26 protein-coding genes are annotated in these 23,894 nt (G+C 31.0%); 4 read left to right on the top strand and 22 right to left on the bottom strand.

The window, feature by feature from the left end; genetic code table 11:
- Positions 1-62 precede the first annotated feature (62 nt).
- The 6 genes from atpB to zapB form a co-directional block, all read right to left on the bottom strand.
- Positions 63-851, bottom strand: a complete 789-nt coding sequence (gene atpB, locus ACFQ02_RS07520; RefSeq protein WP_380821296.1) for a F0F1 ATP synthase subunit A — start codon at positions 849-851, stop codon at positions 63-65.
- A gap of 17 nt (positions 852-868) precedes the next feature.
- Complete coding sequence (locus ACFQ02_RS07515) at positions 869-1,252, bottom strand: ATP synthase subunit I (RefSeq protein ID WP_380821293.1); 384 nt, start codon at positions 1,250-1,252, stop codon at positions 869-871.
- A 129-nt stretch (positions 1,253-1,381) separates the two neighbouring features.
- Positions 1,382-2,020 carry a 16S rRNA (guanine(527)-N(7))-methyltransferase RsmG gene (rsmG, locus tag ACFQ02_RS07510; RefSeq protein WP_380821290.1) on the bottom strand — a complete coding sequence of 213 codons (639 nt, stop codon included), beginning with the start codon at positions 2,018-2,020 and terminating at the stop codon, positions 1,382-1,384.
- Positions 2,021-3,910, bottom strand: a complete 1,890-nt coding sequence (mnmG, locus tag ACFQ02_RS07505) for a tRNA uridine-5-carboxymethylaminomethyl(34) synthesis enzyme MnmG (RefSeq protein ID WP_380821287.1) — start codon at positions 3,908-3,910, stop codon at positions 2,021-2,023.
- A gap of 378 nt (positions 3,911-4,288) precedes the next feature.
- Entirely contained in the window at positions 4,289-4,729 is a 441-nt protein-coding gene (gene mioC, locus ACFQ02_RS07500) for an FMN-binding protein MioC (protein WP_380821284.1), read from the bottom strand.
- 47 nt (positions 4,730-4,776) lie between these two features.
- Positions 4,777-4,995 (bottom strand): cell division protein ZapB, encoded by a 219-nt coding sequence (zapB, locus tag ACFQ02_RS07495; protein ID WP_380821283.1) that lies wholly within the window; start codon positions 4,993-4,995, stop codon positions 4,777-4,779.
- Between the two features lie 187 nt (positions 4,996-5,182).
- On the opposite strand from zapB, the gene glpX reads away from it, so the two are divergent.
- The gene (gene glpX, locus ACFQ02_RS07490; RefSeq protein ID WP_380821280.1) at positions 5,183-6,196 is read left to right on the top strand and encodes a class II fructose-bisphosphatase; all 1,014 of its coding nucleotides are present in this window, start codon (positions 5,183-5,185) and stop codon (positions 6,194-6,196) included.
- A 93-nt stretch (positions 6,197-6,289) separates the two neighbouring features.
- On the opposite strand, the gene lysA is transcribed toward glpX, so the two are convergent.
- Together lysA and ACFQ02_RS07480 are read right to left on the bottom strand one after the other, a co-directional pair.
- Complete coding sequence (lysA, locus tag ACFQ02_RS07485; protein ID WP_380821278.1) at positions 6,290-7,540, bottom strand: diaminopimelate decarboxylase; 1,251 nt, start codon at positions 7,538-7,540, stop codon at positions 6,290-6,292.
- 22 nt (positions 7,541-7,562) lie between these two features.
- The gene (locus ACFQ02_RS07480; protein ID WP_380821275.1) at positions 7,563-7,679 is read right to left on the bottom strand and encodes an LptM family lipoprotein; all 117 of its coding nucleotides are present in this window, start codon (positions 7,677-7,679) and stop codon (positions 7,563-7,565) included.
- A 123-nt stretch (positions 7,680-7,802) separates the two neighbouring features.
- Here ACFQ02_RS07480 and cyaY point away from each other — a divergent pair, with 123 nt between their 5' ends.
- On the top strand, positions 7,803-8,111 hold the full coding sequence (gene cyaY / locus ACFQ02_RS07475) for an iron donor protein CyaY (protein ID WP_380821272.1): 309 nt from the start codon (positions 7,803-7,805) through the stop codon (positions 8,109-8,111).
- 38 nt (positions 8,112-8,149) lie between these two features.
- The gene (gene recQ, locus ACFQ02_RS07470; protein WP_380821592.1) at positions 8,150-10,024 is read left to right on the top strand and encodes a DNA helicase RecQ; all 1,875 of its coding nucleotides are present in this window, start codon (positions 8,150-8,152) and stop codon (positions 10,022-10,024) included.
- 51 nt (positions 10,025-10,075) lie between these two features.
- On the opposite strand, the gene gpt is transcribed toward recQ, so the two are convergent.
- Positions 10,076-10,540 (bottom strand): xanthine phosphoribosyltransferase, encoded by a 465-nt coding sequence (gpt, locus tag ACFQ02_RS07465; protein WP_380821270.1) that lies wholly within the window; start codon positions 10,538-10,540, stop codon positions 10,076-10,078.
- Between the two features lie 123 nt (positions 10,541-10,663).
- Here gpt and ACFQ02_RS07460 point away from each other — a divergent pair, with 123 nt between their 5' ends.
- Positions 10,664-12,124 (top strand): aminoacyl-histidine dipeptidase, encoded by a 1,461-nt coding sequence (locus ACFQ02_RS07460; protein ID WP_380821267.1) that lies wholly within the window; start codon positions 10,664-10,666, stop codon positions 12,122-12,124.
- Between the two features lie 93 nt (positions 12,125-12,217).
- Here the strand turns inward: ACFQ02_RS07460 and ACFQ02_RS07455 are convergent, their stop codons facing one another.
- The 13 genes from ACFQ02_RS07455 to ACFQ02_RS07395 all read right to left on the bottom strand — a co-directional run bounded on the left by ACFQ02_RS07455 (position 12,218) and on the right by ACFQ02_RS07395 (position 23,781).
- Positions 12,218-12,973, bottom strand: a complete 756-nt coding sequence (locus ACFQ02_RS07455) for a DeoR/GlpR family DNA-binding transcription regulator (protein ID WP_380821265.1) — start codon at positions 12,971-12,973, stop codon at positions 12,218-12,220.
- Positions 12,974-13,075: 102 nt separating this feature from the next.
- Positions 13,076-14,305, bottom strand: coding sequence for a four-carbon acid sugar kinase family protein (locus ACFQ02_RS07450; RefSeq protein WP_380821263.1), 1,230 nt, complete (start codon positions 14,303-14,305; stop codon positions 13,076-13,078).
- A complete protein-coding gene (locus tag ACFQ02_RS07445) occupies positions 14,302-15,306 on the bottom strand; it encodes a 2-keto-3-deoxygluconate permease (protein ID WP_380821261.1) in 1,005 nt (334 codons plus the stop codon). The genes ACFQ02_RS07450 and ACFQ02_RS07445 overlap by 4 nt, the downstream gene beginning before the upstream one ends.
- Before the next feature lie 10 nt (positions 15,307-15,316).
- Positions 15,317-16,315 carry a 4-hydroxythreonine-4-phosphate dehydrogenase PdxA gene (gene pdxA / locus ACFQ02_RS07440; protein ID WP_380821258.1) on the bottom strand — a complete coding sequence of 333 codons (999 nt, stop codon included), beginning with the start codon at positions 16,313-16,315 and terminating at the stop codon, positions 15,317-15,319.
- Positions 16,316-17,092: 777 nt separating this feature from the next.
- On the bottom strand, positions 17,093-17,617 hold the full coding sequence (hutZ, locus tag ACFQ02_RS07435) for a heme utilization protein HutZ (protein WP_380821255.1): 525 nt from the start codon (positions 17,615-17,617) through the stop codon (positions 17,093-17,095).
- A 15-nt stretch (positions 17,618-17,632) separates the two neighbouring features.
- Complete coding sequence (gene hutX / locus ACFQ02_RS07430) at positions 17,633-18,127, bottom strand: heme utilization cystosolic carrier protein HutX (protein WP_380821253.1); 495 nt, start codon at positions 18,125-18,127, stop codon at positions 17,633-17,635.
- Between the two features lie 87 nt (positions 18,128-18,214).
- Entirely contained in the window at positions 18,215-19,075 is an 861-nt protein-coding gene (locus ACFQ02_RS07425; RefSeq protein WP_380821250.1) for an energy transducer TonB family protein, read from the bottom strand.
- The gene (locus tag ACFQ02_RS07420) at positions 19,065-19,493 is read right to left on the bottom strand and encodes a biopolymer transporter ExbD (protein ID WP_380821247.1); all 429 of its coding nucleotides are present in this window, start codon (positions 19,491-19,493) and stop codon (positions 19,065-19,067) included. Before ACFQ02_RS07420 ends, ACFQ02_RS07425 begins: the two co-directional genes overlap by 11 nt.
- Before the next feature lie 9 nt (positions 19,494-19,502).
- Positions 19,503-20,246 carry a tonB-system energizer ExbB gene (gene exbB / locus ACFQ02_RS07415; protein ID WP_380821245.1) on the bottom strand — a complete coding sequence of 248 codons (744 nt, stop codon included), beginning with the start codon at positions 20,244-20,246 and terminating at the stop codon, positions 19,503-19,505.
- A 2-nt stretch (positions 20,247-20,248) separates the two neighbouring features.
- Positions 20,249-21,001 (bottom strand): ChaN family lipoprotein, encoded by a 753-nt coding sequence (locus ACFQ02_RS07410; protein ID WP_380821242.1) that lies wholly within the window; start codon positions 20,999-21,001, stop codon positions 20,249-20,251.
- Positions 21,002-21,158: 157 nt separating this feature from the next.
- The gene (locus ACFQ02_RS07405) at positions 21,159-21,944 is read right to left on the bottom strand and encodes a heme ABC transporter ATP-binding protein (protein ID WP_380821240.1); all 786 of its coding nucleotides are present in this window, start codon (positions 21,942-21,944) and stop codon (positions 21,159-21,161) included.
- Positions 21,944-22,933, bottom strand: coding sequence for a FecCD family ABC transporter permease (locus ACFQ02_RS07400; RefSeq protein ID WP_380821237.1), 990 nt, complete (start codon positions 22,931-22,933; stop codon positions 21,944-21,946). Before ACFQ02_RS07400 ends, ACFQ02_RS07405 begins: the two co-directional genes overlap by 1 nt.
- Positions 22,933-23,781 (bottom strand): heme/hemin ABC transporter substrate-binding protein, encoded by an 849-nt coding sequence (locus ACFQ02_RS07395; RefSeq protein ID WP_380821235.1) that lies wholly within the window; start codon positions 23,779-23,781, stop codon positions 22,933-22,935. Before ACFQ02_RS07395 ends, ACFQ02_RS07400 begins: the two co-directional genes overlap by 1 nt.
- Positions 23,782-23,894: the final 113 nt, after the last annotated feature.

Raw genomic sequence — 23,894 nt, 5'->3', positions numbered from 1 at the left:
AGGTCTAAGACCTGGTTAATAAAAAATAACGATAGCTATCAAAATAGCTATCGCACAAAAAATTAATGTTCTGCTTTATTGTAAGCTATACTCAAATAAACAATTGTTAACATCATGAAAATAAATGCTTGTAACGTAATGACAAGTATATGAAAAATAGCCCAAATTAAATGTAGAGGTATTCCCAATGCAGCTATTGCCATATTAGCACTATACATTACAGCAATTAAAATAAAAATTAATTCACCCGCATACATATTACCGAATAAACGAAATGCTAAAGATATTGGCTTTGCAAGTAAAGTGACAGTTTCGAGAATTAAATTAACAGGAATTAATAACCAATGATTAAAAGGATGTAAGGTATACTCTTTAGCAAAACCTTTTATTCCTTTCGACTTAATTGTATAAAAAATAATTAAGAAAAAAACACAAATAGACATCCCAAGTGTTCCACTTATATCTGCCGTAGGAACAGCTCTAAGGTGATTAACTCCAAATAAATTAAAAAATTGAGGAAGAAAATCTACTGGGACCAAATCAATAGCATTCATGATAAATACCCAGCAAAAAATGGTTAATGCTAAAGGAGCTATTACGTTACGAGGTCCATGAAAATTTTCTTTAACAACATCATCAACCCAACCCACTAATATTTCAACAAAACATTGTAATTTACTTGGTACGCCTGAAGTTGATTTACGAGATATTTTATAAAAGAAGAAAAGAAAAATAATACCAGATAGAACAGAAAATAAAAGTGTGTCCAGATGAATATTCCAAAAGGAATCTCCCGTTTTTAAAAATTCCAAATGGTGTTGAATATATCCTGCTGTTGTCAGTTCAGCCATAGTTAATCCTCTTAATATCAAATTTTAAAATATTTGGTTACCACCAAAGGTAATAGATTATTAAAAAAAATCCCTAAAAAATAACCTACAAAAAAAAATATTACATTAACGTTAACTAGTTTTAACGCTACTACCATTAACACAATAGCTAAAATAAATTTAAACAACTCACCTTTATAAAAATTGGTTAATTTATTAGCATATTTTTGATTACTAAAAAAAACAAAAAAAACAAAAAAACAATGCGGAATAAAACTAGATATAGATCCCAATAAAAAAGAAACTGCTCTATTCCACTGACTAATTAAAATAAAACAACAAAAAATAACCATTATAAACAAAAATTCAATTGATAAAATCAATTGATATTTTTTTTTAAATTGTTTAATGACAGCTGACATTATTATTTAATCTAAAATAATATAAAAAAACAAAACTCCGCCAATTATACTCTGGTTTTTTTTGTATTCAACTTAAAACTAACAAAAAAGTGTTATGTAATTAATATTATTGATAATATATAAAAAATTTTATTTAGATGATATTAAAATTAAATGTCTTTTCCCTACTAATTCAGGTATTTTAAGCTCAATAACTTTATCAATATAAAAATTACTGGATAAAGATGATATTTCATCTTTTTTATATTGTCCTTTTAAAGCATAAAAAAAACCTTTGTCACTAGGTAAATGTTTACACCAATCTGTCATATCTTTTAAAGAGGCAAAAGCTCGGCTTAGTACTCCATCAAAAGTATTAGTAGGCTTATATTGTTCTACTCTACTTAATACAACCTGTACATTGTTAATGTTTAATTCTCGTATTGTATTACGAATAAAACTAATTCTTTTTCCTAAGCTATCCAATAAAACAAAATTTTTATTAGGATTAATAATGGCTAGAGGTAAACCTGGTAAACCTGGTCCTGTTCCTACATCAATAAAATTTTCACCTTGTAAATAAGGACTAATGACAATACTATCCAATATATGTTTTACTAGCATGTCCTTTGGATCTCTTACTGATGTTAAATTGTAGGCTTTATTCCATTTATTCAACAATAAGACTAAACCAACTAACTGATTTTTTTGTTGATCGGTTATAGATATTTCAATCTGTTGTAATAAAACATTAAGTTTAGCTTTTAGTTGTTTTTCGAGTTCAACCATTTACGCACCACGCTTTAACATGCCTTGTTTTTTTAAATTTACTAATAAAATTGAAATTGCTGCAGGTGTAATTCCCGAAATACGGCTAGCTTGTCCTATAGAAACAGGCTTATATTGTTCTAATTTAGACCGCACTTCATTAGATAATCCCGTCACTTTACTATAATCAAAATCAAGTGGAATTTCCGTATTCTCATGGCGTTTATGACGTTCAATTTCTTCTTGTTGATGCTCTATATATCCCTGATATTTAATTGCAATTTCTACTTGTTCTACAGCTTCTTGATCTTCTAAAGGAAAATTAAAAGGAGTAAGATTAGTTAAAATATTATAATTAATTTCTGGACGTCGTAACAAATCTTCACCATTTGCTTCTCGCACCAAAGGGCTACTTAATACCTCATTGACTTCAGACAAATACTCTGATCTTGGATGAATCCAAATTTGTTTTAAACGTGTCCGCTCTTTTTCAATATTTTCCATTTTTTGATTAAAACGAATCCAGCGTTTTTCATCTATTAATCCTAATTTATAAGCAATAGGTGTTAATCTACTATCAGCATTGTCTTCACGTAATAATAAACGATATTCTGCACGAGAAGTAAAAACTCTATAAGGTTCTTTTGTGCCTAAAGTACAAAGATCATCTACTAACACGCCAATATAGGCTTGATCTCTACGTGGATACCAAGGATCTTTTTCTTTAACATATAATCCAGCATTAATACCAGCTAATAATCCTTGAGCAGCAGCCTCTTCATAACCTGTTGTTCCATTTATTTGACCTGCAAAAAATAATCCTTTAATGGTTTTTGTTTCTAATGTTGGTTTAAGATCTCTTGGATCAAAATAATCGTATTCAATAGCATAGCCAGGTTTTACTATACGTGCTTTTTCTAGCCCTTTCATTGAATTAACAATTCCCATTTGTACATCAAAAGGCAAACTAGTAGAAATTCCATTAGGATAAATCTCATTACTCGTTAAACCTTCAGGTTCAAGGTAAATTTGATGAAAATTTCTTTCAGAAAAACGCATAATTTTATCTTCAATGGAAGGGCAATAACGTGGACCAATTCCTTCTATTATACCTGCATACATAGGACTACGATCTAAATTATTTCGAATTAATTCATGCGTTTGATTATTTGTATGTGTAATAAAGCAAGGGATCTGTCTAGGATGTTGATCTGAAGATCCCATAAAAGAAAAATGTGGTAACTTTTCATCACCATATTGTTTTGCCAAAATATCAAAATTGATAGTGCGGGCATCTAGACGCGGAGGAGTACCTGTTTTTAAACGACTTACACGTAACCCAAGTTCTCGTAATTGCATTGAAAGATTAACTGAAGCAGGATCTCCTGCACGTCCACCAGAATAATTTTGCAATCCTATATGAATTTTACCTGATAAAAATGTTCCTGCCGTTAAAATAACAGACTTAGCTTTAAATATTAACCCCATTTTAGTTTCAACACCTACAATACGATCTTGATCTAAAATAATATCAGTTACTTCTTGTTGAAAAAGATCTAAGTTAGGTTGATTTTCAAGAGTTGTTCGAACTGTTTGACGATATAATACTCTATCTGCTTGAGCTCTTGTTGCCCGAACAGCAGGTCCTTTACTACTGTTTAGAGTACGAAATTGTATTCCTGATAAATCTGTAGCAGTCGCCATCAAACCACCCATAGCATCAATTTCTTTTACTAAATGACCTTTACCAATACCACCAATAGCTGGATTACAAGACATTTGCCCTAAAGTATCAATATTATGTGTTAATAATAAAGTTTTTAATCCCATGCGAGCTGGGGCAAGAGCCGCTTCTGTACCTGCATGCCCACCTCCAATAACGATCACATCGTAATTTTCTGTATAAAACATAGTTACCTTTAATTTAAATTTGGATCTTTAGTATTTATTTCTTATTTTACCTTAAATGATCTAGATCATAAAAGGAAGATTAATTAAAGTTGGAAGATCATTTGCTTAATATAATAAGATCTTTATTTATATATAGATCTATTATGATTATTATATGGATCCTTAATTTTGTTAGTAATTATAAATTACCTTTTAAAATTAATTAGTTAGATCCTTTTTAAGGCTGTTTAGATCTTATTTTTTATTAGGTATTAACTGTGTATAACTTTTAAACTTATCCACAGATTAAATAATTAAATAAGAAATTCATATGTAATTATCAGGATCTTAACAGTTTTTTCTTATTTTATCCACAAGTCATAATTTATAGATAGTTATTTAGTTAAAATATTGAATTGAGTTAAATAGCCAATTTTCTGATAATTGCTCAGGATCTGTTGTGTCTAACACATCTATTTTTAAGGAAGGGCAGAGTTGTTTAGCTTTTTTATTTGTTAAAATTTGTTCTATAGTGTCAACAGCATAGCAAAATGTGTCGTAATCAGAATTTCCTATTCCTATTATTGCAAAACTAATATTTAGCGAATCTTTATCTTTCAATTGTTCAAATAGTGGTTTCAAATTATCTGGTAGTTCACCTGCACCGTGAGTTGAAGTTACTATCAACCATAAATTTTGTTGCTTAATATCTTCAAAGCAGGGATCATGAAAAAGTGCGGTAGAAAAACCAAATTTTTTTAAAACAGATTCTATATGTTCTGCCACATATTCAGTACTTCCTAGTGTACTTCCACTTATTATACAAACCTTGGATTTCATTACTTGTTACTAAAAATAAGGCTTAGATAAATCTAAGCCTATAAAAATTAAAGATTATCAATATGACCAAGAAGAGAACGTAAGCGTTCTTGCCAGTTATTATGTTCTATTTTTAGTTGATCATTTTCGCTACGTAATTGATCATAAGCTTGTTGCACTTGAGTATTTTTATCTTTAAGTTCTTCAATTTCTAGTTGAAGTAGTTGGATTGTTTCAACGGCTTGTTTAATTTTATTTTCTAACTGATCTAAAATTTCTAATGACATAGTGTAAATACCTCTTTAAATCTTAATTTTGTTCATTTTACCTAGTTAAGACTTATTTTTAAAGAAAGAATTCAAAAATTTTACTTCTGTTTTTTTATTATAAATAAAAAATTTAATAATTACTTACGCAATCGTTTGCTAAAATGATAAAATAAAACTTATTTTTATAAATTAGAAAAGGTAAAAAATGAATAGATCTTTAGCTATAGAATTTTCACGTGTAACAGAATCAGCTGCTTTAGCTGCTTTCTCATGGTTAGGAAGAGGTGATAAAAATTCAGCTGATAATGCAGCTGTTCAAGCCATGCGAATGATATTAAATCAAATTAGTATGCAAGGTGAAGTTGTTATTGGTGAAGGAGAAATAGATAAAGCTCCGATGCTTTACATTGGTGAAAAATTAGGTGTTGGAAAAGGTGAAGAAATTGCTATTGCGGTGGATCCTATCGATGGCACAAGAATGGTAGCAATGGGGCAATCAAATGCTCTTTCTGTTCTAGCCGCTGGAGGAAAAAACACATTTTTGAAAGCTCCTGATATGTATATGGAAAAATTAGTAGTAGGTCAAGAGGTTAAAGGGATGGTAGATCTTTGTTTACCTCTTGAACAAAATTTACGTCGGGTTGCATCAAAAATGGGAAAATTACTTTCTCAATTAACAGTAGTTATATTAGATAAACCTCGTCATGCTGATGTAATCAAAAGAATGCAAAAGTTGGGAGTGAAAGTTATGGCTATTTCTGATGGTGACGTAGCAGCAGCTATTTTATGTTGTTTACCTGAAAGTGGTATAGATATGTTATATGGTATTGGTGGAGCACCTGAGGGCGTTGTAGCTGCAGCAGCAATTAGATCTTTAGGGGGAGAAATGCAAGCTCGATTGATTCCACGTCATCAAGTAAAAGGAAATAGCCCTGAAAATCAAACTATATCAGTTGATGAAATTCGTCGTTGTGAAGAAATAGGTGTAGAAGTCAATTCAGTTTTAAAATTGGAAGATTTAGTGCGTGATGATAATTTAATTTTTTCAGCTACGGGGATTACTAATGGTGATTTACTTAAAGGGATTTATCGTCGAGGCAACTTAGCCACTACAGAAACTTTATTAATTCGTGGACATTCTCGCACAATTCGCCGTATTCAATCAACTCATTATTTAGATAGAAAAGATACCGCACTTTATCGTTTGATCAGTGGTTGATAGCAAAATATAGTTTATTACAGTAAATAATATATTAATTTATATACAAAAAATAATTTAGAAAGGCAAATATAGAAAATTTGCCTTATTGAGCTATTTGATCATTTCTTCTAATTTCCATAAGTCCGCAAAGGTTTCGCGATGTTTGATCAAATAAGTGCGGTCATTATCTACAATAATTTCTACTGCTCTTGGGCGTGAATTATAAGTAGAAGCCATGCTTGCACCATAAGCTCCAGCAGATCGTTGAGCAATAAAATCTCCTTGAGCAATAGCAAGTTTTCGTTGTTTGCCTAAAAAATCAGACGTTTCACAAATTGGACCAACCACATCATAAATTTTTTCTTCACGTTCTAATGTGCGATCAACTTCGATAATATTCATATAAGCTTGATACAATGCCGGTCTAATCATATCGTTCATGCCAGTATCAACTATAGCAAAATGGCGGTTTTCATTAGTTTTCAAATATTCTACTTTAGTAACTAAAATTCCTGCATTTGCTGTAATAGCTCGTCCTGGTTCGAGAATAATTTCTAAATTTTTATAATTTTTCAATTTAGTTAATAAAGCTTTTGCATATTCAGTTGGGTGTGGAGCATTTTCATCGTGATAAGTTACACCTAATCCACCACCAAGATCTAAATGATGAAGATTAATTCCATTTTTTTTAAGCTGTTCCATTAGTATAATCAAACGATCTGTAGCATCTAAAAAAGGTTTTAATTCAGTAAGTTGTGATCCTATATGGCAATCCATTCCAATTATTTCAATATAAGGTAAATTTTTGGCAATTTTATATACTTCTAATGCTTGGCTTACGCTAATACCAAATTTATTTTCTTTTAATCCAGTAGAAATATAAGGGTGTGTTTTTGCATCTACATCGGGATTCACGCGTAAAGAAATAGGTGCTTTTTTATTTAGTTTAGTTCCAATATCATTTATGCGATAAAGTTCAGCAAGGCTTTCTACATTGAAACATCTGATGCCAACTTCTAATGCTCTTTGTATTTCTTGTTCAGATTTCGCTACACCAGAGAACACTATTTTTTTTGCATCACCGCCAGCAACTAACACACGCTCTAATTCTCCTTGCGATACAATATCAAAACCTGAACCTAATTTTGCCATTAAATTTAAAATGGCAATATTTGAGTTTGATTTTACAGCATAGCAAATTAAGTGAGGATGGTTACTAAGAGCATTATCGAAAGCATGCCAATGTCGTTCCAATGTAGCACGCGAATAAATGTAAGCAGGTGTGCCATATTGTTTGACTATATCACCTACAAATACTTGTTCTGCCATTAATTTATCATTTTTGTATTGAAAAAAATCCATAGGTTATCCTTTATACTTTTTATTACTTTTGTTGTTGAGATAGTTGTGTTTCTGGAAAATAAAGGCTATTTTTAACTCCACAGCTAATCAGTAAAAAAATAACCGCACTTAATAGTAAATTAAATAAAATTTTTTTCATTATTTTATTTCCTTAAATTTAGCAAAAATGATTTCTATTATTAAATATTATTTTAGACTATCACTATATAAAGAAAATCTCTATAATTCTTTTATTGTTAAATAAGTAAATAAAGATAAAAATATGAATTTGTCAGAATATCATCAAAATATAGAGCAGGTTTGGCTAAAAATTGAAGAATGTTTAGAACAACAAGATTGTGATGTAGATTGTGATATACATGGTTCAGTTTTTACTATTACTTTTGCTGATCGTTCACAAGTAGTTGTAAATAAACAAGAACCACTATTAGAACTATGGTTAGCGAGTAAAGCTGGTGGTTTTCATTTTTCTTTTAAAGAAGATAACTGGATTACTACTGATGGTAAATTATTTTGGCAATGTTTAGAGCAAGCTTGCCATACTCATGGAGAAAAAGTGAGTTTTAGTTAATGGATTACCATTCTTTTTCTATAGATTCATTTACTTCTATGCATGAAAAAAGTGTAGATGATTTTAATCAAAATAATAAAAAAACTACCGCACTTGAGATACTCAATTCAGTTTTTGGTTATCAATCTTTCCGCAAGGGGCAAGCTGAAATTATTGAAGCTGCTTTGTCTGGGCGAGATTGTTTAGTTGTAATGGCAACAGGAAATGGAAAATCTCTTTGTTATCAAATACCAGCTTTGTGTTTTGATGGTTTAACGATAGTTGTTTCCCCGCTAATTTCGCTAATGAAAGATCAAGTAGATCAGCTTTTAGCCAATGGAGTTTGTGCTGGTTATTTAAATTCAACACAGTCTATTGAACAACAACAAAAAATACAACAGAAAGCTATTTCAGGTCAGTTAAAATTACTCTATATTTCTCCTGAAAAAGCATTGACTAGCCGTTTTTCTTACTTAATTTCTTCTTGTAAAGTTAGTTTTATTGCTATTGATGAGGCTCATTGTATTTCTCAATGGGGACATGATTTTCGTCCAGAATATATACAACTTGGACGTTTAAAAGTTGATTTACCTAATATTCCCGTTATGGCATTAACAGCGACAGCAGATCAAACAACTCGAAGTGATATATTAAAACATCTTAATTTACATGAACCTTATGTTTACATAGGTAGTTTTGATCGCCCTAATATTCGATATACGTTAATAGAAAAATTTAAACCGTTAGAACAATTACGTCAGTTTGTTATACAGCAAAAAGGCAAAAGTGGCATTATTTATTGTAATAGTCGCAGTAAAGTAGAGCAAATAGCGGAAAGTTTGCAAAAAAGAGGAATTAGTGCTAAAGCTTATCATGCTGGTATGGATATAAAACAAAGAGAACAAGTACAGTACGCTTTTCAACGAGATAATGTCCAAGTTGTTGTAGCAACAGTTGCATTTGGAATGGGGATTAATAAGTCAAATGTTCGTTTTGTAGCACATTTTAATTTACCTCGTAGTATTGAAGCTTATTATCAAGAAACAGGTCGGGCAGGGAGAGATGATTTACCAGCAGAAGCTGTATTGTTTTATGAACCTTCAGATTATATGTGGCTACAAAAATTACTGGCAGAAAAACCAGATAATCCTCAACGACAAGTAGAAAAACACAAATTAGAAGCTATAGGAGAATTTGCAGAAAGTCAAACCTGTCGTCGTTTAGTATTATTAAATTATTTTGGCGAATATAGACAGACTTCTTGTAATAATTGTGATATTTGTCTTGCTCCACCAAAAAAATATGATGGGTTAATAGATGCACAAAAAGTCATGTCAGCTATTTATCGGATAAAACAAAATTTTGGAATACATTATGTTATTGGTGTATTGAGAGGAGTAAAAAACCAAAAAATAAAAGAAAATCAGCATGACCAATTAAGTGTTTATGGCATAGGTAAAGATAAAAGTAAAGAATACTGGCAATCTATTATTCGTCAGTTGATCCATTTGGGATTTGTGCGACAAACTATTGAACAATATAGTTGTAAATTACAATTAACAGAAAGTGCAAAACCTATTTTGCGTGGAGAACAATCTCTTTTGTTGGCTGTTCCAAGAATTTCTTCTGTGCTGAAGAATACGCATATGTTACAGAAAACAACAATGAGTAATTATGATAAAAATTTATTTGAACGATTGAGGTTTTTACGTAAGAAAATAGCTGATAAAGAAAATTTACCGCCTTATCTCATATTTAATGATGCTACTTTGCAAGAAATGGCTCAATATCAGCCAACAACTAAAAAAGGAATGTTAGAAATCAATGGTGTTGGTGCAGTTAAATTAGAACGTTTTGCCCAAGACTTTATACAAATGATTTTAGAACATAAAAAATTTAATCAAAAAAATGAGGAATTATTTAAATTAAAATAAAGATCCGATAATTCAGATCTTTATCGAAATAAAACAAATTTTTAAGAATTATTATTTTCTAGCTAATGGTGGAACAAAACAAATACCCATATCCCAAGGTTGTTCTATCCATGTATTTTGTGGAATATCTACTATGTAGTCATCAACTAAATTAACGCCAGCTGGTTTAGCAAAAACTGTTACAAAACGAGCATTAGGATAAAGCTCACGAATTGCTCGAGCAGTATTTCCAGTATCAACTAAATCGTCAACTACAATAAATCCCTCTCCGCCATTTTCTACTTTGGCAGCATGAACAACATTTAATGTACCTTGTTGATTGTGATCATAACTAGCAATACATACGGTTTCGATATGACGGATCCCAAGTTCACGAGCAAGTACAGCTGCAGGAAATAATCCTCCTCTACTGACAGCTATTATTCCTTTCCATTGTGATTTTTGGAGTAAGCGTTCTGATAATTTGCGGGCATGCATTTGAAACATATCCCAAGTGACAACATATTTTTCACTCATAACTCACCTTTGATTTATAAAAAATTATTAAATATTGTCTAAAAATAAAATTGCATTAGCATAACGCGAAATAAATTTTTATGCTATGATTTTGATAAATTTTTTATTTGATAGGTGATAAAAATGTCAGAAATCCAACAATTACAACCTAAATTATTATGGAATTGGTTTGATAAAATTTGTGCTATTCCACATCCCTCTTATCATGAAGAAAAATTAGCCCAATTTATTTTAGATTGGGCTAAGGGAAAAGGTTTTTTTGTACAACGTGATTCAGTTGGTAATATTTTAATTCGTAAGCCTGCGACAAAGGGGATGGAAAATCGAAAATCAGTTATTTTACAAGCTCATTTAGATATGGTGCCACAAGCAAATGAAGGAATAAAACATGATTTTTTAACAGATCCTACCCTACCCTATATTGATAGCGATTGGGTAAAAGCAAATGGTACAACACTAGGAGCAGATAATGGTATAGGCATGGCTTCAGCATTAGCTATATTAGAAAGTTGCGATTTATCTCACCCAGATCTAGAAGTTTTACTAACCATGACCGAAGAACAAGGAATGGAAGGTGCTATTGGATTACAACCAAATTGGTTACAGGGCAGTATTATGATTAATACAGATACGGAAGAAGATGGTGAGATTTATATTGGTTGTGCTGGAGGAGAAAATGCTGACATCAATATACCTTTAGTATTTAAACAAAATGATTTTGCTAATCACAGTCAACTAGTTTTAAAAGGGTTGAGTGGAGGACATTCGGGTTGTGATATTCATACTGGACGTGTAAATGCAATAAAAATGTTAGCTCGTTTTTTAGCTTATTTTAAACAAAATAATCCAACCTTTGATTTTGCTATTGCTAGTATTGAAGGGGGTACAGTTCGTAATGCTATTCCTCGAGAGGCATTTGCTACACTTTGTTTTAATGGTGAATTTTCACTATTAGAAAGTGCGGTACAAAATTTTGCTGAAATTTTAAGAAATGAATTATCTTTATCTGAACCTAATTTAGCTTTATTTTTACAATCTATCGATAAGCCTACACAAGTATTTGATTCAAAAACTAATCATAAAATAATTGATTTAATTAACTTATTACCAAATGGCGTAATTCGAAACAGCGATGTAGTTGATGGTGTTGTTGAAACCTCTTTAAGTATCGGTGTATTAAAAATAGAAGAAAATAAATTACGAGGAACAATACTAATTCGTTCGTTAATTGAAAGTGGTAGGGAATATGTGGAAAATTTACTTTTATCTTTAGCTTCACTTTCAGATGCTAAAGTGAGTTTTTCTGGTGCTTATCCTGGTTGGGAGCCACAATGTGAAAGCGAAATTTTAAAAATTGCACAAAATATTTATAGCAATATTTTAGGGTACTCACCTAAAATTAAAGTTATTCATGCTGGTTTAGAATGTGGTTTATTGAAAAAAATCTATCCAAATTTAGATGTTATTTCTATTGGACCTACAATTAGAAATGCTCATTCTCCAGATGAGAAAGTTTATATTCCAGCAGTAAAAAATTATTGGAATTTACTTATCAAATTACTAGAGAATATTCCACAGAAATAATAAAAAATAAAAGAATACCTGTGCTTAATATCAAATTAATTTTTAGTTATTACAAGATATGAGTAATGGTATTCTTTTGTTGATGTGCTGTGTTTAAACTTTTATTAAGTTAAAATTGTAATCCTTTTCATTAAAAATTTGTTTTTTATCTAGCCCTTTATCAGTAATAATATCTGTAAAATCATTTAATTTGGAAGAACAAAATAATGAATGTTTACCATATTTTGAGCTATCAGCAACTAATATTTTTCTTTTAGAATTTTGTTGCAAGTATCTTTTGAGATAAGCTTTATCTTCCGTAGGTGTAGTTACGCCTTTTTCAAAACTCCAAGAATTACAACTTATAAATGCTATATCAGGATAAATATTTTGCAACAAAGTTAAGCTATGATTACCAATGCAAGATTGACTGCTATTATCTACTCTCCCGCCAGTTAAAATAAGTTCAATTTGCTTATATTCAGAAAGCAATAAAGCAATATGTATATCTGTAGTAATTATTCGTAAAGGTATATGTGCTATTTTTTTAGCAATAGCTAATGTAGTTGTTCCTGCATCTAATATAATAGAGTCACCAACAGAAACTAGATTAGAAGCATATTCGGATATTCTTTCTTTTTCAGCAACTTGTTTAAGTTGTTTTTCGTTTGTAGTTGGTTGAAAAGGAATAAATTGATTTAAGCTGACTCCACCATGTGTTCTAATAATAGATCCTTCTTTATCAAGTTTTATTAAATCTCGTCTTATTGTTGCTGGTGAAGATAAAGTAGCCTTAACTAACTGATCGACAGTAGCAATTCGATGATTTTTTAAAAATAGAAGAATTTTATCTAATCGATTTTCTGACATAATCTTATTCCTAATAGATGGCTTACTTGCATTATAGCGATAACAGTCTTTAAAAAAAACTGTTATCGAAAAAGAAGATAAGTTAATTAGTCAGTCAGATATTTATGATTTGATTAAATCAGTCAATAAATTTTGTTTACCAAATCCTCCAGATTTTGTTATCACAGTCATTCCACAGTATTTTCCCTCTTCAATTATACCCACAGGCACACCAGACAATACTTGATGAGAAATTTTTATTTTAGTTACTTTCATTTGATTAAGTAGTGAAGCAGCTCCATCACCACCAAATAAAATCAAACTATCAAATTTTTGATTGTTCAAACAAAATAAACTTAAATCGGCTAAATATTGTGATATTCTTTTTGACAAATCAAGTACATTATTAGTTAATGCATTAACAGCTTTTAAAGGATTAGCTCTAATTATTAAATTATTTTTACTGGAGTTAATTAAAGCAATAAGTTGAGATTTTAATGCTTTTTCTGATGATGAATAATTAAGTAATTGTGATGGTGATGGATTAAATACAATAGATTCGCAACCATATTCAGAAATATAATCATCTATTTGTAATTGACTTATACTATGAATGGACGTAACTAAAATCAGTGATCTTCCAAAGTTAATTTTTTTAGTTACTTTAAATGATTCGTTTATATGATTTAATTTTTTTGCTAATCCACCAGATCCAACAGGAATAACACTTTTACCTAGCTTATTAATCACATTAGATATTATTTGAAGATCCTGTTCACTATTTGCATCAATAATAAATTTATTATTTTGACTTTGTTTAATTCTATCAAATAATTCATTTTCAGATAATAAAGGTAGTAATTCAGAATTTGGTATTAAAGCTATCATTGATGAAGAATTAACAGGGCAAATTGGATCCTTGCCAGATGGTGTTTGGTTGACAGGAACGTTATTGACATAAAGAATGCCATTTTTTATTGTTCTACCCATAACAGGATAGGCTGGGCAAATAATAGCTTTTACATTTGGATAAATTTCTGACCAAGCATCAATAGCCCCTTCAATCTGATGTTTTACTGATCCTCTCATCGTTGAATCAATTTTTAAATAAATTTTTGTAATCCCTTTTTTAATACCTTGTTGTATCAATTGTTTAGTTTTATTTTTAGCTTCATAGCCTAAAGGTCTGCAGTCAGAGGATATTGTAATAACATCGGTATTTTTTAAATCTATATCATTTAATGATGGCGATACATTGAGCAATGTATTGAAATTTACTTCAGCAAACATTACACCTGTGTCATTTGCTCCAGTAAGATCGTCAGCTAGTATTAATAAGTTTTCTTTTTTCATTGTATATCTCCTTTATTTTCCTTTAAACCACCTTGTTTTTTTAATATATAAGCAGCCAAGAGCGGTGATAACAGTGCAGAAATTAATACTGATGCGGCAATTTGAGCTGTGGCGGTTTGTACAAAAGGAATTAATGTTGGATCTGCTTGGGTTACAATTTCAGGAGCGATAATAGCATTTCCTGCAGTTGTTCCTGCAGCAAATCCAATACCTGATTGATTTCCTCTACCTAAAATTGTTTTATAACCTAAATAAACTAAAAATCCAGTAACTAAAGTTGAGATAATTCCTAAAATTATACCAGTAGCTCCTCCTGTAAGGATAATTTTTAAATTTATTCCAGAACCTAATGAAAAAGCAAAAAATGGAATAACAATTGTTCCAGTAGGTTTCATTAAATTCATCCACTTAGGATCAAGATTACCTACAATCATGCCAATTAATAAAGGAATTACAGCAGCTAACATTAATGAAAATGGAATATCAGCAAGTCCAGAAACACCAAGAAAGAGTAAAACAAAGAATGGACCATTATTTATAGCAGAAGCAATATATGCTCCTTTGTCTCTATAATCACCATATTTTCCAGCAAAAGCTAACCAAATACCTCCATTTGAATTAGCTACAACAGTTAGCATTGCTAATAAAGAAATACCAAAAATACCATCATTACCTACTAATAATCCTAGTAGAGTAACAATTCCTGCAGGAATAATAGTTTTAAATAATAAAATAACGCCAGTATGTACAATAACAGGGGTTGAATTACGAAGAGTAATTTGCATTCCTGTTGAAAAAATTAATAGTGCAATTAAAGGACCTGCAGAATTTTTAAAAAGTGCGGTAGTAAAAGAACCTAAATTTAAATAACTTGGGAAAAAAGTTCCCATTATTGATCCCAATAAAAGAGGAATAACCATTAAACCACCTGGGATTTTGTTCATTAAATCATAAAGTGGAACAGAAATTTTTTGATTAGATTCTAGATATTGAATTGACATGTTCGACTCCTTATTTTGTATATTTAATATTTGCCATTTTAGCTGCTAAATGTAAGGATTCTTCCATACTCCGACAATCTGCAATACCTTGACCAGCAATAGGAAAAGCTGTACCGTGATCCACAGATGTGCGAATAAAAGGTAATCCTGCCGTTACATTTACACCAGTTTCAAATCCAAGTAATTTGATTGGAATGTGACCTTGGTCGTGGTACATTACAACTACAATATCAAATTCATTTAAATTTGCTGCACGGTGAAAAACTGTATCTGGAGGAATTGGTCCAAATACGTTTATTCCTAAATGTTTCGCTTGCGTTATTGCGGGTAAAATCTCTTCTTGTTCTTCTTTACCAAATAGCCCATTTTCACTTGCGTGAGGGTTAAGACCAGCTACAGCAATGCGAGGATTAGTAATACCTATCATTTTCGTATACTCATCAGCTAGTTTAATTACATTAAATATTCGTTCTTTTTTTATTAATTCGCATGCTTTGCGTAAAGAAACATGAGTAGTTGCATGTATAACATTTAATTTTTTACTAATTAGCATCATTGAATAATTGATAGTGTTACTTAATGTTGCCAAGATTTCAGTGTGTCCAGGAAAATTTTTTCCTGCAATATGTAATGCTTCTTTATTTATAGGAGCAGTAACTATGGCATGAATTTTTTGTTCTAATGCCAGTTTAACTGCTTTTTCAATGTAATCATAAGCTGCTTTTCCTGCTCTAGGATCAATATGTGCAAAAGGTAAATCAGCAGGAAGATTAGTTAAATTCAATACGTTGATTTCTCCAAATTTTCCAAGGAAATCTTCATCTTGTTGTATTGTTTTTAATTTTAGAGAAGAGTTTGTTATTTTTAATGCTCGTTGTAGAATTTTTTCATCTCCAATAACAATTGGATGTGATATTGAGTAAATATGATTATTTTCTAATGCTTTAACTATAATTTCAGATCCTATACCCGTAGGATCTCCCATTGTTATTCCTAAAATTGGCTTCATATATACCCCTTATATTTTTATAGTTAAATTTAATCATCATGATTTTTATTGATAATTATATTTTAAAATATAACAAGAAACCGTGATATAGATCATATAAATGATTTTTTTTAATCTTATTGGTTGTTTTTATTCATTTTTGGGTTTGTAATCATTAGAAATATTTTTTTATAAAATGTATTAAATAAAAAAATCATCTAATTAGAGGTTGGCATATATGAAAATAGCCTAAATTATTGTGATTAATATTTAATCATAAATTATAAGTTTTTGATTATGTTAGACTAAAACTATTAAAAACTTTAGCTTTCAAACAAAGTAATTAATTGAGGTGTTAGTAGAATACGATAGTTTTAGTAAACTAAAACAATACTTAAATGATCAAATAACAGAACTTGAAAAATTTGGTTGTGAGAAAATTTTTTTAGTTAAACATTCAGAGAAAGAAGAGCAAAAAAGAGCAACTTAAAAAGTTGCTAAATTACAATAGAGCTAGTATCAATAAATATGATGTCAGCAAAGATGTCCAGCTTATTTTTTACTTTTAGCCAATTATTACAAGATTAAAAAACTAGACTCTCAATACCAAAAAATGCATAGTTATAAAATTTAGAAAGTAAAATTAATCAATCACTTAACAATATAAACTTGGATTTATCTCAATAACTCAAAACTGGAATCATTGCATAATAGATTTTATTAAAACTACAAATAAAGACACCGCACTTTTACATATTTACCAATAATAAATTAAAGTGCGGTTAGTTAGATTGTTTTCTATTCGCCTTCTTTAATATGTCCAATGTCTAAATGAACAAAATTTACTAAATCATCAGCAGATACTTGAAAGGCTTTACCAAAACCTTTTACAAATAATCCATGACTTGGTTTAAAACAAAACAAATTAAAATCTTGCAATTGGGAAAGTTCATCAACTAGTTCACCATGACGAGCTTTTAATGCTTCTACTGCCTCATTCCATTCCTCGCTATGCCGTTCAACCATTCTGGAAGTAGCATTAAAAGTTAAACGACGACGAGCAAAAATCTCACGCGTTTTACTTTCATCATCAATTAGCATTAACGATACTTTTGGCACTTCTTGTAAATTGCGAGCATGACGTGCAATAGTTGAAATCAAAACTTGATATTCACCATTATTAATAATAAAAGGAGCATAACTAACATTTGGATTGCCTTTAGCATCAACAGTTGCTAATTGTAATGTTTTGCATTGTTGTTTCATTTCCTGAATTTCAGGTCCTAAACGATTTTGTAAAACCTCTTGACGATTTGTTGTCATTATTTACTCCTTTAGTTATTGAAATGCGTTGAATTTATCCACTTGGTCGGGGAAAAGTTCATTATTTTCATCTCTACCGAGATAAACTTTAAAAATAGTTTGCCCATTATGAGCGATAAAAGCGATGTTATAGCTTTGTTTACCACGAAATGGTAAGCTGACGAATGCAATTTTAGCGATATTATCTAGTTTAAGATGTCCATGAAAAGTACTATCTCTGTCCTGTATATTTAAATTGTAATATCCTCTTGCTAAAATACCCATTGGAAAGCGATCTTTAATTTCAAAGATGCACCCTTCTTTCTCAATAATCGTAGTAAACATTCCCCATTGACTGATTTCTGTTAGAATTTCTTCCGCTCTTTGGGCTGAAAAAATGCGAACAAATGAATCTGGCAATGCACATAAAACAGCCCCTTCAGGATGCTGTAAATGCATAGCTATTTCAAGAGTCATTGCATTAGGATTTTTTGATAAATAATCGGCAACTTGCTGTTTTAATGATGACACTTAAGCTCCTTAAATAAAATTTAAATAAATAGCTATTTTGAATTAGATTTAGCAATTATAAACTATTATTGTGTATTATTTTTGTTGTTATAGCCTATGCTTTTCATAGTCAAAGCTAATTGGAACAGTTAATGATAATGTAGATTTATCTTTAATCAATTCCGCTGGCGGTTTGGGTAATGGAGATGATCTTTTAGCATTATTGACAGCTTCTATATCAAATTCTCGTTTACCACTAGAGCGATCAATTTCCACAGAAATAACTTTACCTTCTCGATCAATTAAAATTCTAATTTTTGGTTTACCCTTCCATCGTTTACGCAATGCCTGTTCAGGATATTTAAGACTCCGCTCTAGACGAGATTTTATAAGCCCTCGCCAATTAGCTAAAATATCATTGCTATTACCACTACTATTAAATTCTGCAGCAATTTTATCACTGTTTCCAGTAGGAGGTGCTGTAGCTGTTTCTGCTCCACTTGAACCCGCCTGAGTAATTGGTGAAGATTTATTTTGTAACGCTTTTTTCTTTACTTTATTTGGATGATTTAGTTTTTTTACTATATTGTCCTGTTTCAGAGTCTTTTTATTTTGTTTTTTCTTAGTTTCTTTTTTTTCTACAATAATTTCAGGTGTAACATCTTGTGGCGATTCCTGTTCTACTGTAGGTAAGTCTTCCATTTTTTGTTCTCGTGTTGGAGCGGAAGATTCTATCATTTGTGCTACAGCTATATTTTGTAGAGGACCTATAGGTAAATCATGAATAATACTGATGGATTGGGGAGGATTAGAAAACTCCACTATAACAGCTGAAGCTACTAAAGGTGCTGGCTTTATTTCTTTTTTAAAAAAGAAATAATAGAATATTGCACCATGTAATAAAGAAGAAAGAATAATAGATACTAGCCATTTAGAGCCTAAATTTGAAAATAAAGGATTATTTCGCATAATCTGTTGCCTGATCTAATCCAACAAGTCCAATTTTCAAGTACCCTGCTCCACGTAATAAATTCATAATTCGCATCATTTCTTCATACTGTACTGAGTTATCTATTCTAAAAAAAATTACTATGTCTTTGTTTTTTTGAGTTGCAATATCTATTTTTTCTACTAAATCCTCAAAGGATATTTGATCGTTTCCTAAAAATAGTTGTTTTTGTGCATCTAAACTCAATATTACTGGTGTGCCAGTATTTTCCTGTTTTTCTTCAGAAATTGCTGGTAAATTCAATGGGATATTGACGGTAGCTAAAGGAATTGTAACCATGAAAATAATTAGTAATACTAACATTACATCGATAAAAGGTGTAACATTAATTTCACTAATTTCTTCTTGTTGCTCGTCTTTACTATCCAAATTCATCATATTAGTATCCTAATTTTTTAAAGAAATATCACGTCGCAATGCTAGTTGTAGTAATGCAGTAATGGAATTTAATTGCTCACTATAATGTTGGATAACTCGCACAAAAATATTATAAATTACTACAGCTGGAATGGCTGCAACTAATCCAAGTGCAGTTGCAAATAAGGCTTCTGCTATACCTGGAGCTACTGCATATAAGTCGGTTGTTCTAGTTTGAGCAATGCCAATAAAACTATTCATTATGCCCCATACCGTACCAAATAAGCCAATAAAAGGAGAAACTGAACCAATAGTAGCCAGTATACTGATTCCTTGTTTCATCCGCATTGTTAACTGTTTAATTTGACGTTCTAAGCGATAACTAATTCGAGCTTTTATGTCTTCGTCAAAATAAGATTGTGAATGAATAATTTCTTGATTCATTTCATTTATAAATAGATTTGCAACTTTAAAGTTGAGATCTTTATTTGCGGTTAATTTATCAAAAGAATTATAGTTGGATAAAATAACACGATCTTTTTTTATCGCTTTAATTCCGATAAAAAGCTGATAAAGTTTTAATAAGAATATTGCCCAAGTTATTATGGAGCATAAAAGCAATAAAATTACTACTGCTTTTACTATAACATGAGCATTTTGGTATAAGGACTGTGGTGATAAGTCAATGGGTAATTGAGCATTAACCACTTCATTAGCAAAACCAATTTGAGAAAATAAAATACAAAGGGTAAAAAATACAATTCGATATAACATAATTATTCCTGAATAATCCAAAGGTAATCAGCATTTCGTTGAGTAAAATCAGCAACAGAGTCAGTAACTATAACAACAGTTGCTGTCTCTTGTTGAGATAAGTCAAATAAATGTAAGGGAACACCAAAAGCACGATTTACATGGTGATTGCCAGCTATTAAAAGTGCGGGTGTAGATGCTTGCAAGATTTTTTCTGCCATACGCCGGTCACGAAACTGTTGAACTTCAACCATTGCTTGTAAGTATTTAACATCTATACAATCGGCACAATGGTGGTTAGCAATCAAGTCAGCAATTTGTTTTTTTACTTCTGGTGTCGTTGAAACATAACCTTTTAGCGGCACAGCACCTCGTAGAATAGTTTGTACTTCATCATTAGTTAAATTGGTTGCCACAAGGCTATAAGGCGTGTTAAAAGCGTGATAAACGATGTCACCATAAAAATCCCAATTCCAAGACTTTTTCCACTGTAACAAGTCATAAATTTCGGATTTTTTCACCGCACTTTTTGCATAAATTCTATCTATTAGAGGTTGTTGATTCACAGCTAGCATTTCAAGTGCCAAACTTCCTTGAGGACGTTTTGATATAAATTGTTTTAATAACCAATGTTGTGCTTGATGATGGCGAGGACTATCATGTAATTCACCGAGTAACACTCGCTTTTGTGTAGCTAAACGATGTGCTAACTCAGTAGCTGTCAGTTTTTCTCCTGAACGTAGATCTATCGCATAACCAAGTTGCTCAGTTTGCAAATTTAATGATGAGCATGCTACGAGTGATATTAATAAAACAAATAAGAAAATACTTCTTTTAAACCATATAAACATTTGATAATTATTTTTATTTTTAAGCAGAAAGGTAATTCTAAATGGTTTCATAAAAATCTCAAGTAATTTATTATATTGTCGTTTATTTTTTAAATAGTAACTGAGGGGTTTTAGTCATAAGGTGAGGTAATGTAATTATCTCAGCGTTATACCATTGGTGAATATTATTTTCAGTAATGACTTCGTTTGCATTTCCTTTCACTTGAACTTTATTTTGTGCCAGTAATATTAATTGATCTGCATACAAAGAAACTAGATTGAGATCATGTAGTACAGTACAAACTGTTAAATTTTTTTCACGACAAAGTGCGGTTAGTAAACGTAAACAATGTTGCTGGTGATAGAGATCAAGAGCAGATGTAGGTTCATCTAAAAATAAAATTTTTCCGCTCATATTTTCACTCCACAGCTGTAATAATACCCGTGCTAATTGAGTACGTTGTTGTTCTCCACCAGAAAGTTGATGATAAAATTTGCGTCGAAGAGATTCACAATCAGTCAATTTGATAACTTCTTCTAAATGAATTGCAATCTCTTTTTTACAGCGATGATAAGCTCCCATACGAATAACTTCTTCTACAGAAAACGCAAAATTAATTTGGTTATTTTGACGCATCACTGCTCGCCATTTTGCTAGTTCTAAAGTAGAAAAATCTAATAAAGGTTTGGCATGAAATACACATTGCCCTTTTTGTGGTTTTAGGTAACCAGATAACACCTTGATTAAACTGGATTTTCCTGCACCATTTGGTCCAATAAGTGCTGTAATTTTTCCTTTTGGTAAAGCAAAATTAATATTATTAAGTAAAGTTTTTCCCGACAAAGTTAAGGTGACATTTTCTACAATCAGTGGAAATTGATAGTCCATTATTGTTTTCCTTCAGAAGAATTTATTACTAACCATAAAAAATAAGGTGCACCAATAAAGCTGGTTAGCATGCCTACAGGTAATTCTGCTGGACTAACGACTGTTCGTGCTAGTGTATCTGCAATAATCAATAAAGTTGCTCCACATAATGCAGAAGCAGGTAAAACCCAGCGATGATCAGCTCCCAATTTAAATCTTACTAAATGAGGAATAACAAGACCAATGAATCCAATTACACCACTGACTGCCACGGCAGATCCCACCAATAACGCACCAAGCACTATTAATTGTTTTTTTAATTTAAGTACATTTACTCCTAAATAATGAGCTTCTTCATCTCCAAGTTGTAATAAATTTAATTTATTCGCTAATGTAAAGGTGTAAAGTGCGGTAGGTAAAATCAATATTGTGGCTATTAACAAGGGTTCCCATTGTGCTTGTCCGAGACTTCCCATTGTCCATAAACTAAATTGACGAAGTTGTTGATCATTACTGATGTAGGTTAGTATTCCTACTGTAGCAAAGCACAAAGCATTGACAGCAATTCCAGACAGTAGCAATTTGTTTATGGAACCATATGATCGGTAACTCAGCCCATAGATTAAAGCAGATACTGTAAGGCTACCAATAAAGGCGGAAACCATTGTACTGTACAAAGTAAATTGCGAAGGTAATATGCTAGGTAAAATAATAGATAATCCCACAGCTAAAGACGCTCCACTATTAACGCCAATTAATGAAGGATCTGCCATTGGATTATGAAATAAACCTTGAAATAGGGTGCCAGATACAGCTAAAGCGAGTCCAACAATTAATGCTAAAAATAGGCGAGGCAAACGAATATGCAACCAAATTTGCCATTGACTACTATTTATATCGGTATGCCATAAATCTTGCCATGTCAAAGAAACGGCACCAATATTAGAAGTAATCAATAAAGTGAGTAACAAAAAAATTAAAAGCAGAATGAGATAATAGGATTTTCTCATTATTTCACCGCACTTTTATTGACTTGTTCAGCAGCTTGACGAATTTTTTGAAGTTCATTTGGAATGCTTAGTCCAAAAGCTAAAAATGCAATATCATCAACCACTAAAACTGCTTTTTGTTGCCCCGCATTGGTCATAGCCATTCCAGGTAAATTCCAAACATTATCAATATTGCCCAAACTTTTTAAAGTTAAATTAGTTATTACAATTAAATCAGGGTTAGCAGCTATCACGCCTTCTTGAGATACTGGGGAAAAACGAGCAACATTTCCCACAGCATTTTTTGCTCCAATAAGTCGAATAGCTGTATCAGCAACAGTTCCAGCTCCAGCAACCATTTGAGTAGATCCTGATCGATTTAAAATAAACATAATTTTTACATCAAGAGGTGTTTTTTCTATAGCATTAATTTTATTAGTAAACTCTTCTGTCAATATATTAGCTTGTTTGGTTTTACCTACAATTTCGCCAATTCGTTTAATTTTTGTCACTACGCTTTCTGTCGTATATTGTAATGGAACTTGTTCTACTGTGACTCCAGCGGCTTTCAACTGTTCTAAAACAATTGAAGGCTGTGCTACAGAAGTTGTAATAACTTTTGTTGGTTTTAGGGCTAAAATTCCTTCTGTATTTAATTGTCTCATATAACCAATATCGGGCAATTTTTTAACTTGTTCTGGAATTAAACTTGTACTGTCTCGACCAACTAAATCTTGTTCAGCATTTAATGCATAAATGATCTCTGTTACATCACCGCCTATACTTATTATTCTCTCTTTTGCAATGGAGCTATTAGAAAGTAAAGCAAAAAGTGCGGTCAAAATAAAAGTGAGTTTTTTGAATTTCATAAATTCGAATTACCTACAAATTTTATAAAAATGATAACAACTCGTATTTTATGCTTCTAACTAGAATACGACAATCAAAAGTTCTTGTTTAATTAGAAATTAATCCTTTTCGT

It is taken from the genome of Seminibacterium arietis (assembly GCF_042675725.1).
Classification (GTDB): Bacteria; Pseudomonadota; Gammaproteobacteria; order Enterobacterales; family Pasteurellaceae; genus Seminibacterium; species Seminibacterium arietis.
The sequence above is the reverse complement of the archived record's forward strand: the minus strand, read 5'-3'. Positions and strand labels throughout refer to the sequence as shown.

Excerpts from the sequence above, each read along its gene's own strand:
- atpB (WP_380821296.1), bottom strand. The coding sequence starts at position 851 with ATGGCTGAACTGACAACAGCAGGATATATTCAACACCATTTGGAATTT.
- ACFQ02_RS07515 (WP_380821293.1), bottom strand. The coding sequence starts at position 1,252 with ATGTCAGCTGTCATTAAACAATTTAAAAAAAAATATCAATTGATTTTA.
- rsmG (WP_380821290.1), bottom strand. The coding sequence starts at position 2,020 with ATGGTTGAACTCGAAAAACAACTAAAAGCTAAACTTAATGTTTTATTA.
- mnmG (WP_380821287.1), bottom strand. The coding sequence starts at position 3,910 with ATGTTTTATACAGAAAATTACGATGTGATCGTTATTGGAGGTGGGCAT.
- mioC (WP_380821284.1), bottom strand. The coding sequence starts at position 4,729 with ATGAAATCCAAGGTTTGTATAATAAGTGGAAGTACACTAGGAAGTACT.
- zapB (WP_380821283.1), bottom strand. The coding sequence starts at position 4,995 with ATGTCATTAGAAATTTTAGATCAGTTAGAAAATAAAATTAAACAAGCC.
- glpX (WP_380821280.1), top strand. The coding sequence starts at position 5,183 with ATGAATAGATCTTTAGCTATAGAATTTTCACGTGTAACAGAATCAGCT.
- lysA (WP_380821278.1), bottom strand. The coding sequence starts at position 7,540 with ATGGATTTTTTTCAATACAAAAATGATAAATTAATGGCAGAACAAGTA.
- ACFQ02_RS07480 (WP_380821275.1), bottom strand. The coding sequence starts at position 7,679 with ATGAAAAAAATTTTATTTAATTTACTATTAAGTGCGGTTATTTTTTTA.
- cyaY (WP_380821272.1), top strand. The coding sequence starts at position 7,803 with ATGAATTTGTCAGAATATCATCAAAATATAGAGCAGGTTTGGCTAAAA.
- recQ (WP_380821592.1), top strand. The coding sequence starts at position 8,150 with ATGCATGAAAAAAGTGTAGATGATTTTAATCAAAATAATAAAAAAACT.
- gpt (WP_380821270.1), bottom strand. The coding sequence starts at position 10,540 with ATGAGTGAAAAATATGTTGTCACTTGGGATATGTTTCAAATGCATGCC.
- ACFQ02_RS07460 (WP_380821267.1), top strand. The coding sequence starts at position 10,664 with ATGTCAGAAATCCAACAATTACAACCTAAATTATTATGGAATTGGTTT.
- ACFQ02_RS07455 (WP_380821265.1), bottom strand. The coding sequence starts at position 12,973 with ATGTCAGAAAATCGATTAGATAAAATTCTTCTATTTTTAAAAAATCAT.
- ACFQ02_RS07450 (WP_380821263.1), bottom strand. The coding sequence starts at position 14,305 with ATGAAAAAAGAAAACTTATTAATACTAGCTGACGATCTTACTGGAGCA.
- ACFQ02_RS07445 (WP_380821261.1), bottom strand. The coding sequence starts at position 15,306 with ATGTCAATTCAATATCTAGAATCTAATCAAAAAATTTCTGTTCCACTT.
- pdxA (WP_380821258.1), bottom strand. The coding sequence starts at position 16,315 with ATGAAGCCAATTTTAGGAATAACAATGGGAGATCCTACGGGTATAGGA.
- hutZ (WP_380821255.1), bottom strand. The coding sequence starts at position 17,617 with ATGACAACAAATCGTCAAGAGGTTTTACAAAATCGTTTAGGACCTGAA.
- ACFQ02_RS07425 (WP_380821250.1), bottom strand. The coding sequence starts at position 19,075 with ATGCGAAATAATCCTTTATTTTCAAATTTAGGCTCTAAATGGCTAGTA.
- ACFQ02_RS07420 (WP_380821247.1), bottom strand. The coding sequence starts at position 19,493 with ATGATGAATTTGGATAGTAAAGACGAGCAACAAGAAGAAATTAGTGAA.
- exbB (WP_380821245.1), bottom strand. The coding sequence starts at position 20,246 with ATGTTATATCGAATTGTATTTTTTACCCTTTGTATTTTATTTTCTCAA.
- ACFQ02_RS07405 (WP_380821240.1), bottom strand. The coding sequence starts at position 21,944 with ATGGACTATCAATTTCCACTGATTGTAGAAAATGTCACCTTAACTTTG.
- ACFQ02_RS07400 (WP_380821237.1), bottom strand. The coding sequence starts at position 22,933 with ATGAGAAAATCCTATTATCTCATTCTGCTTTTAATTTTTTTGTTACTC.
- ACFQ02_RS07395 (WP_380821235.1), bottom strand. The coding sequence starts at position 23,781 with ATGAAATTCAAAAAACTCACTTTTATTTTGACCGCACTTTTTGCTTTA.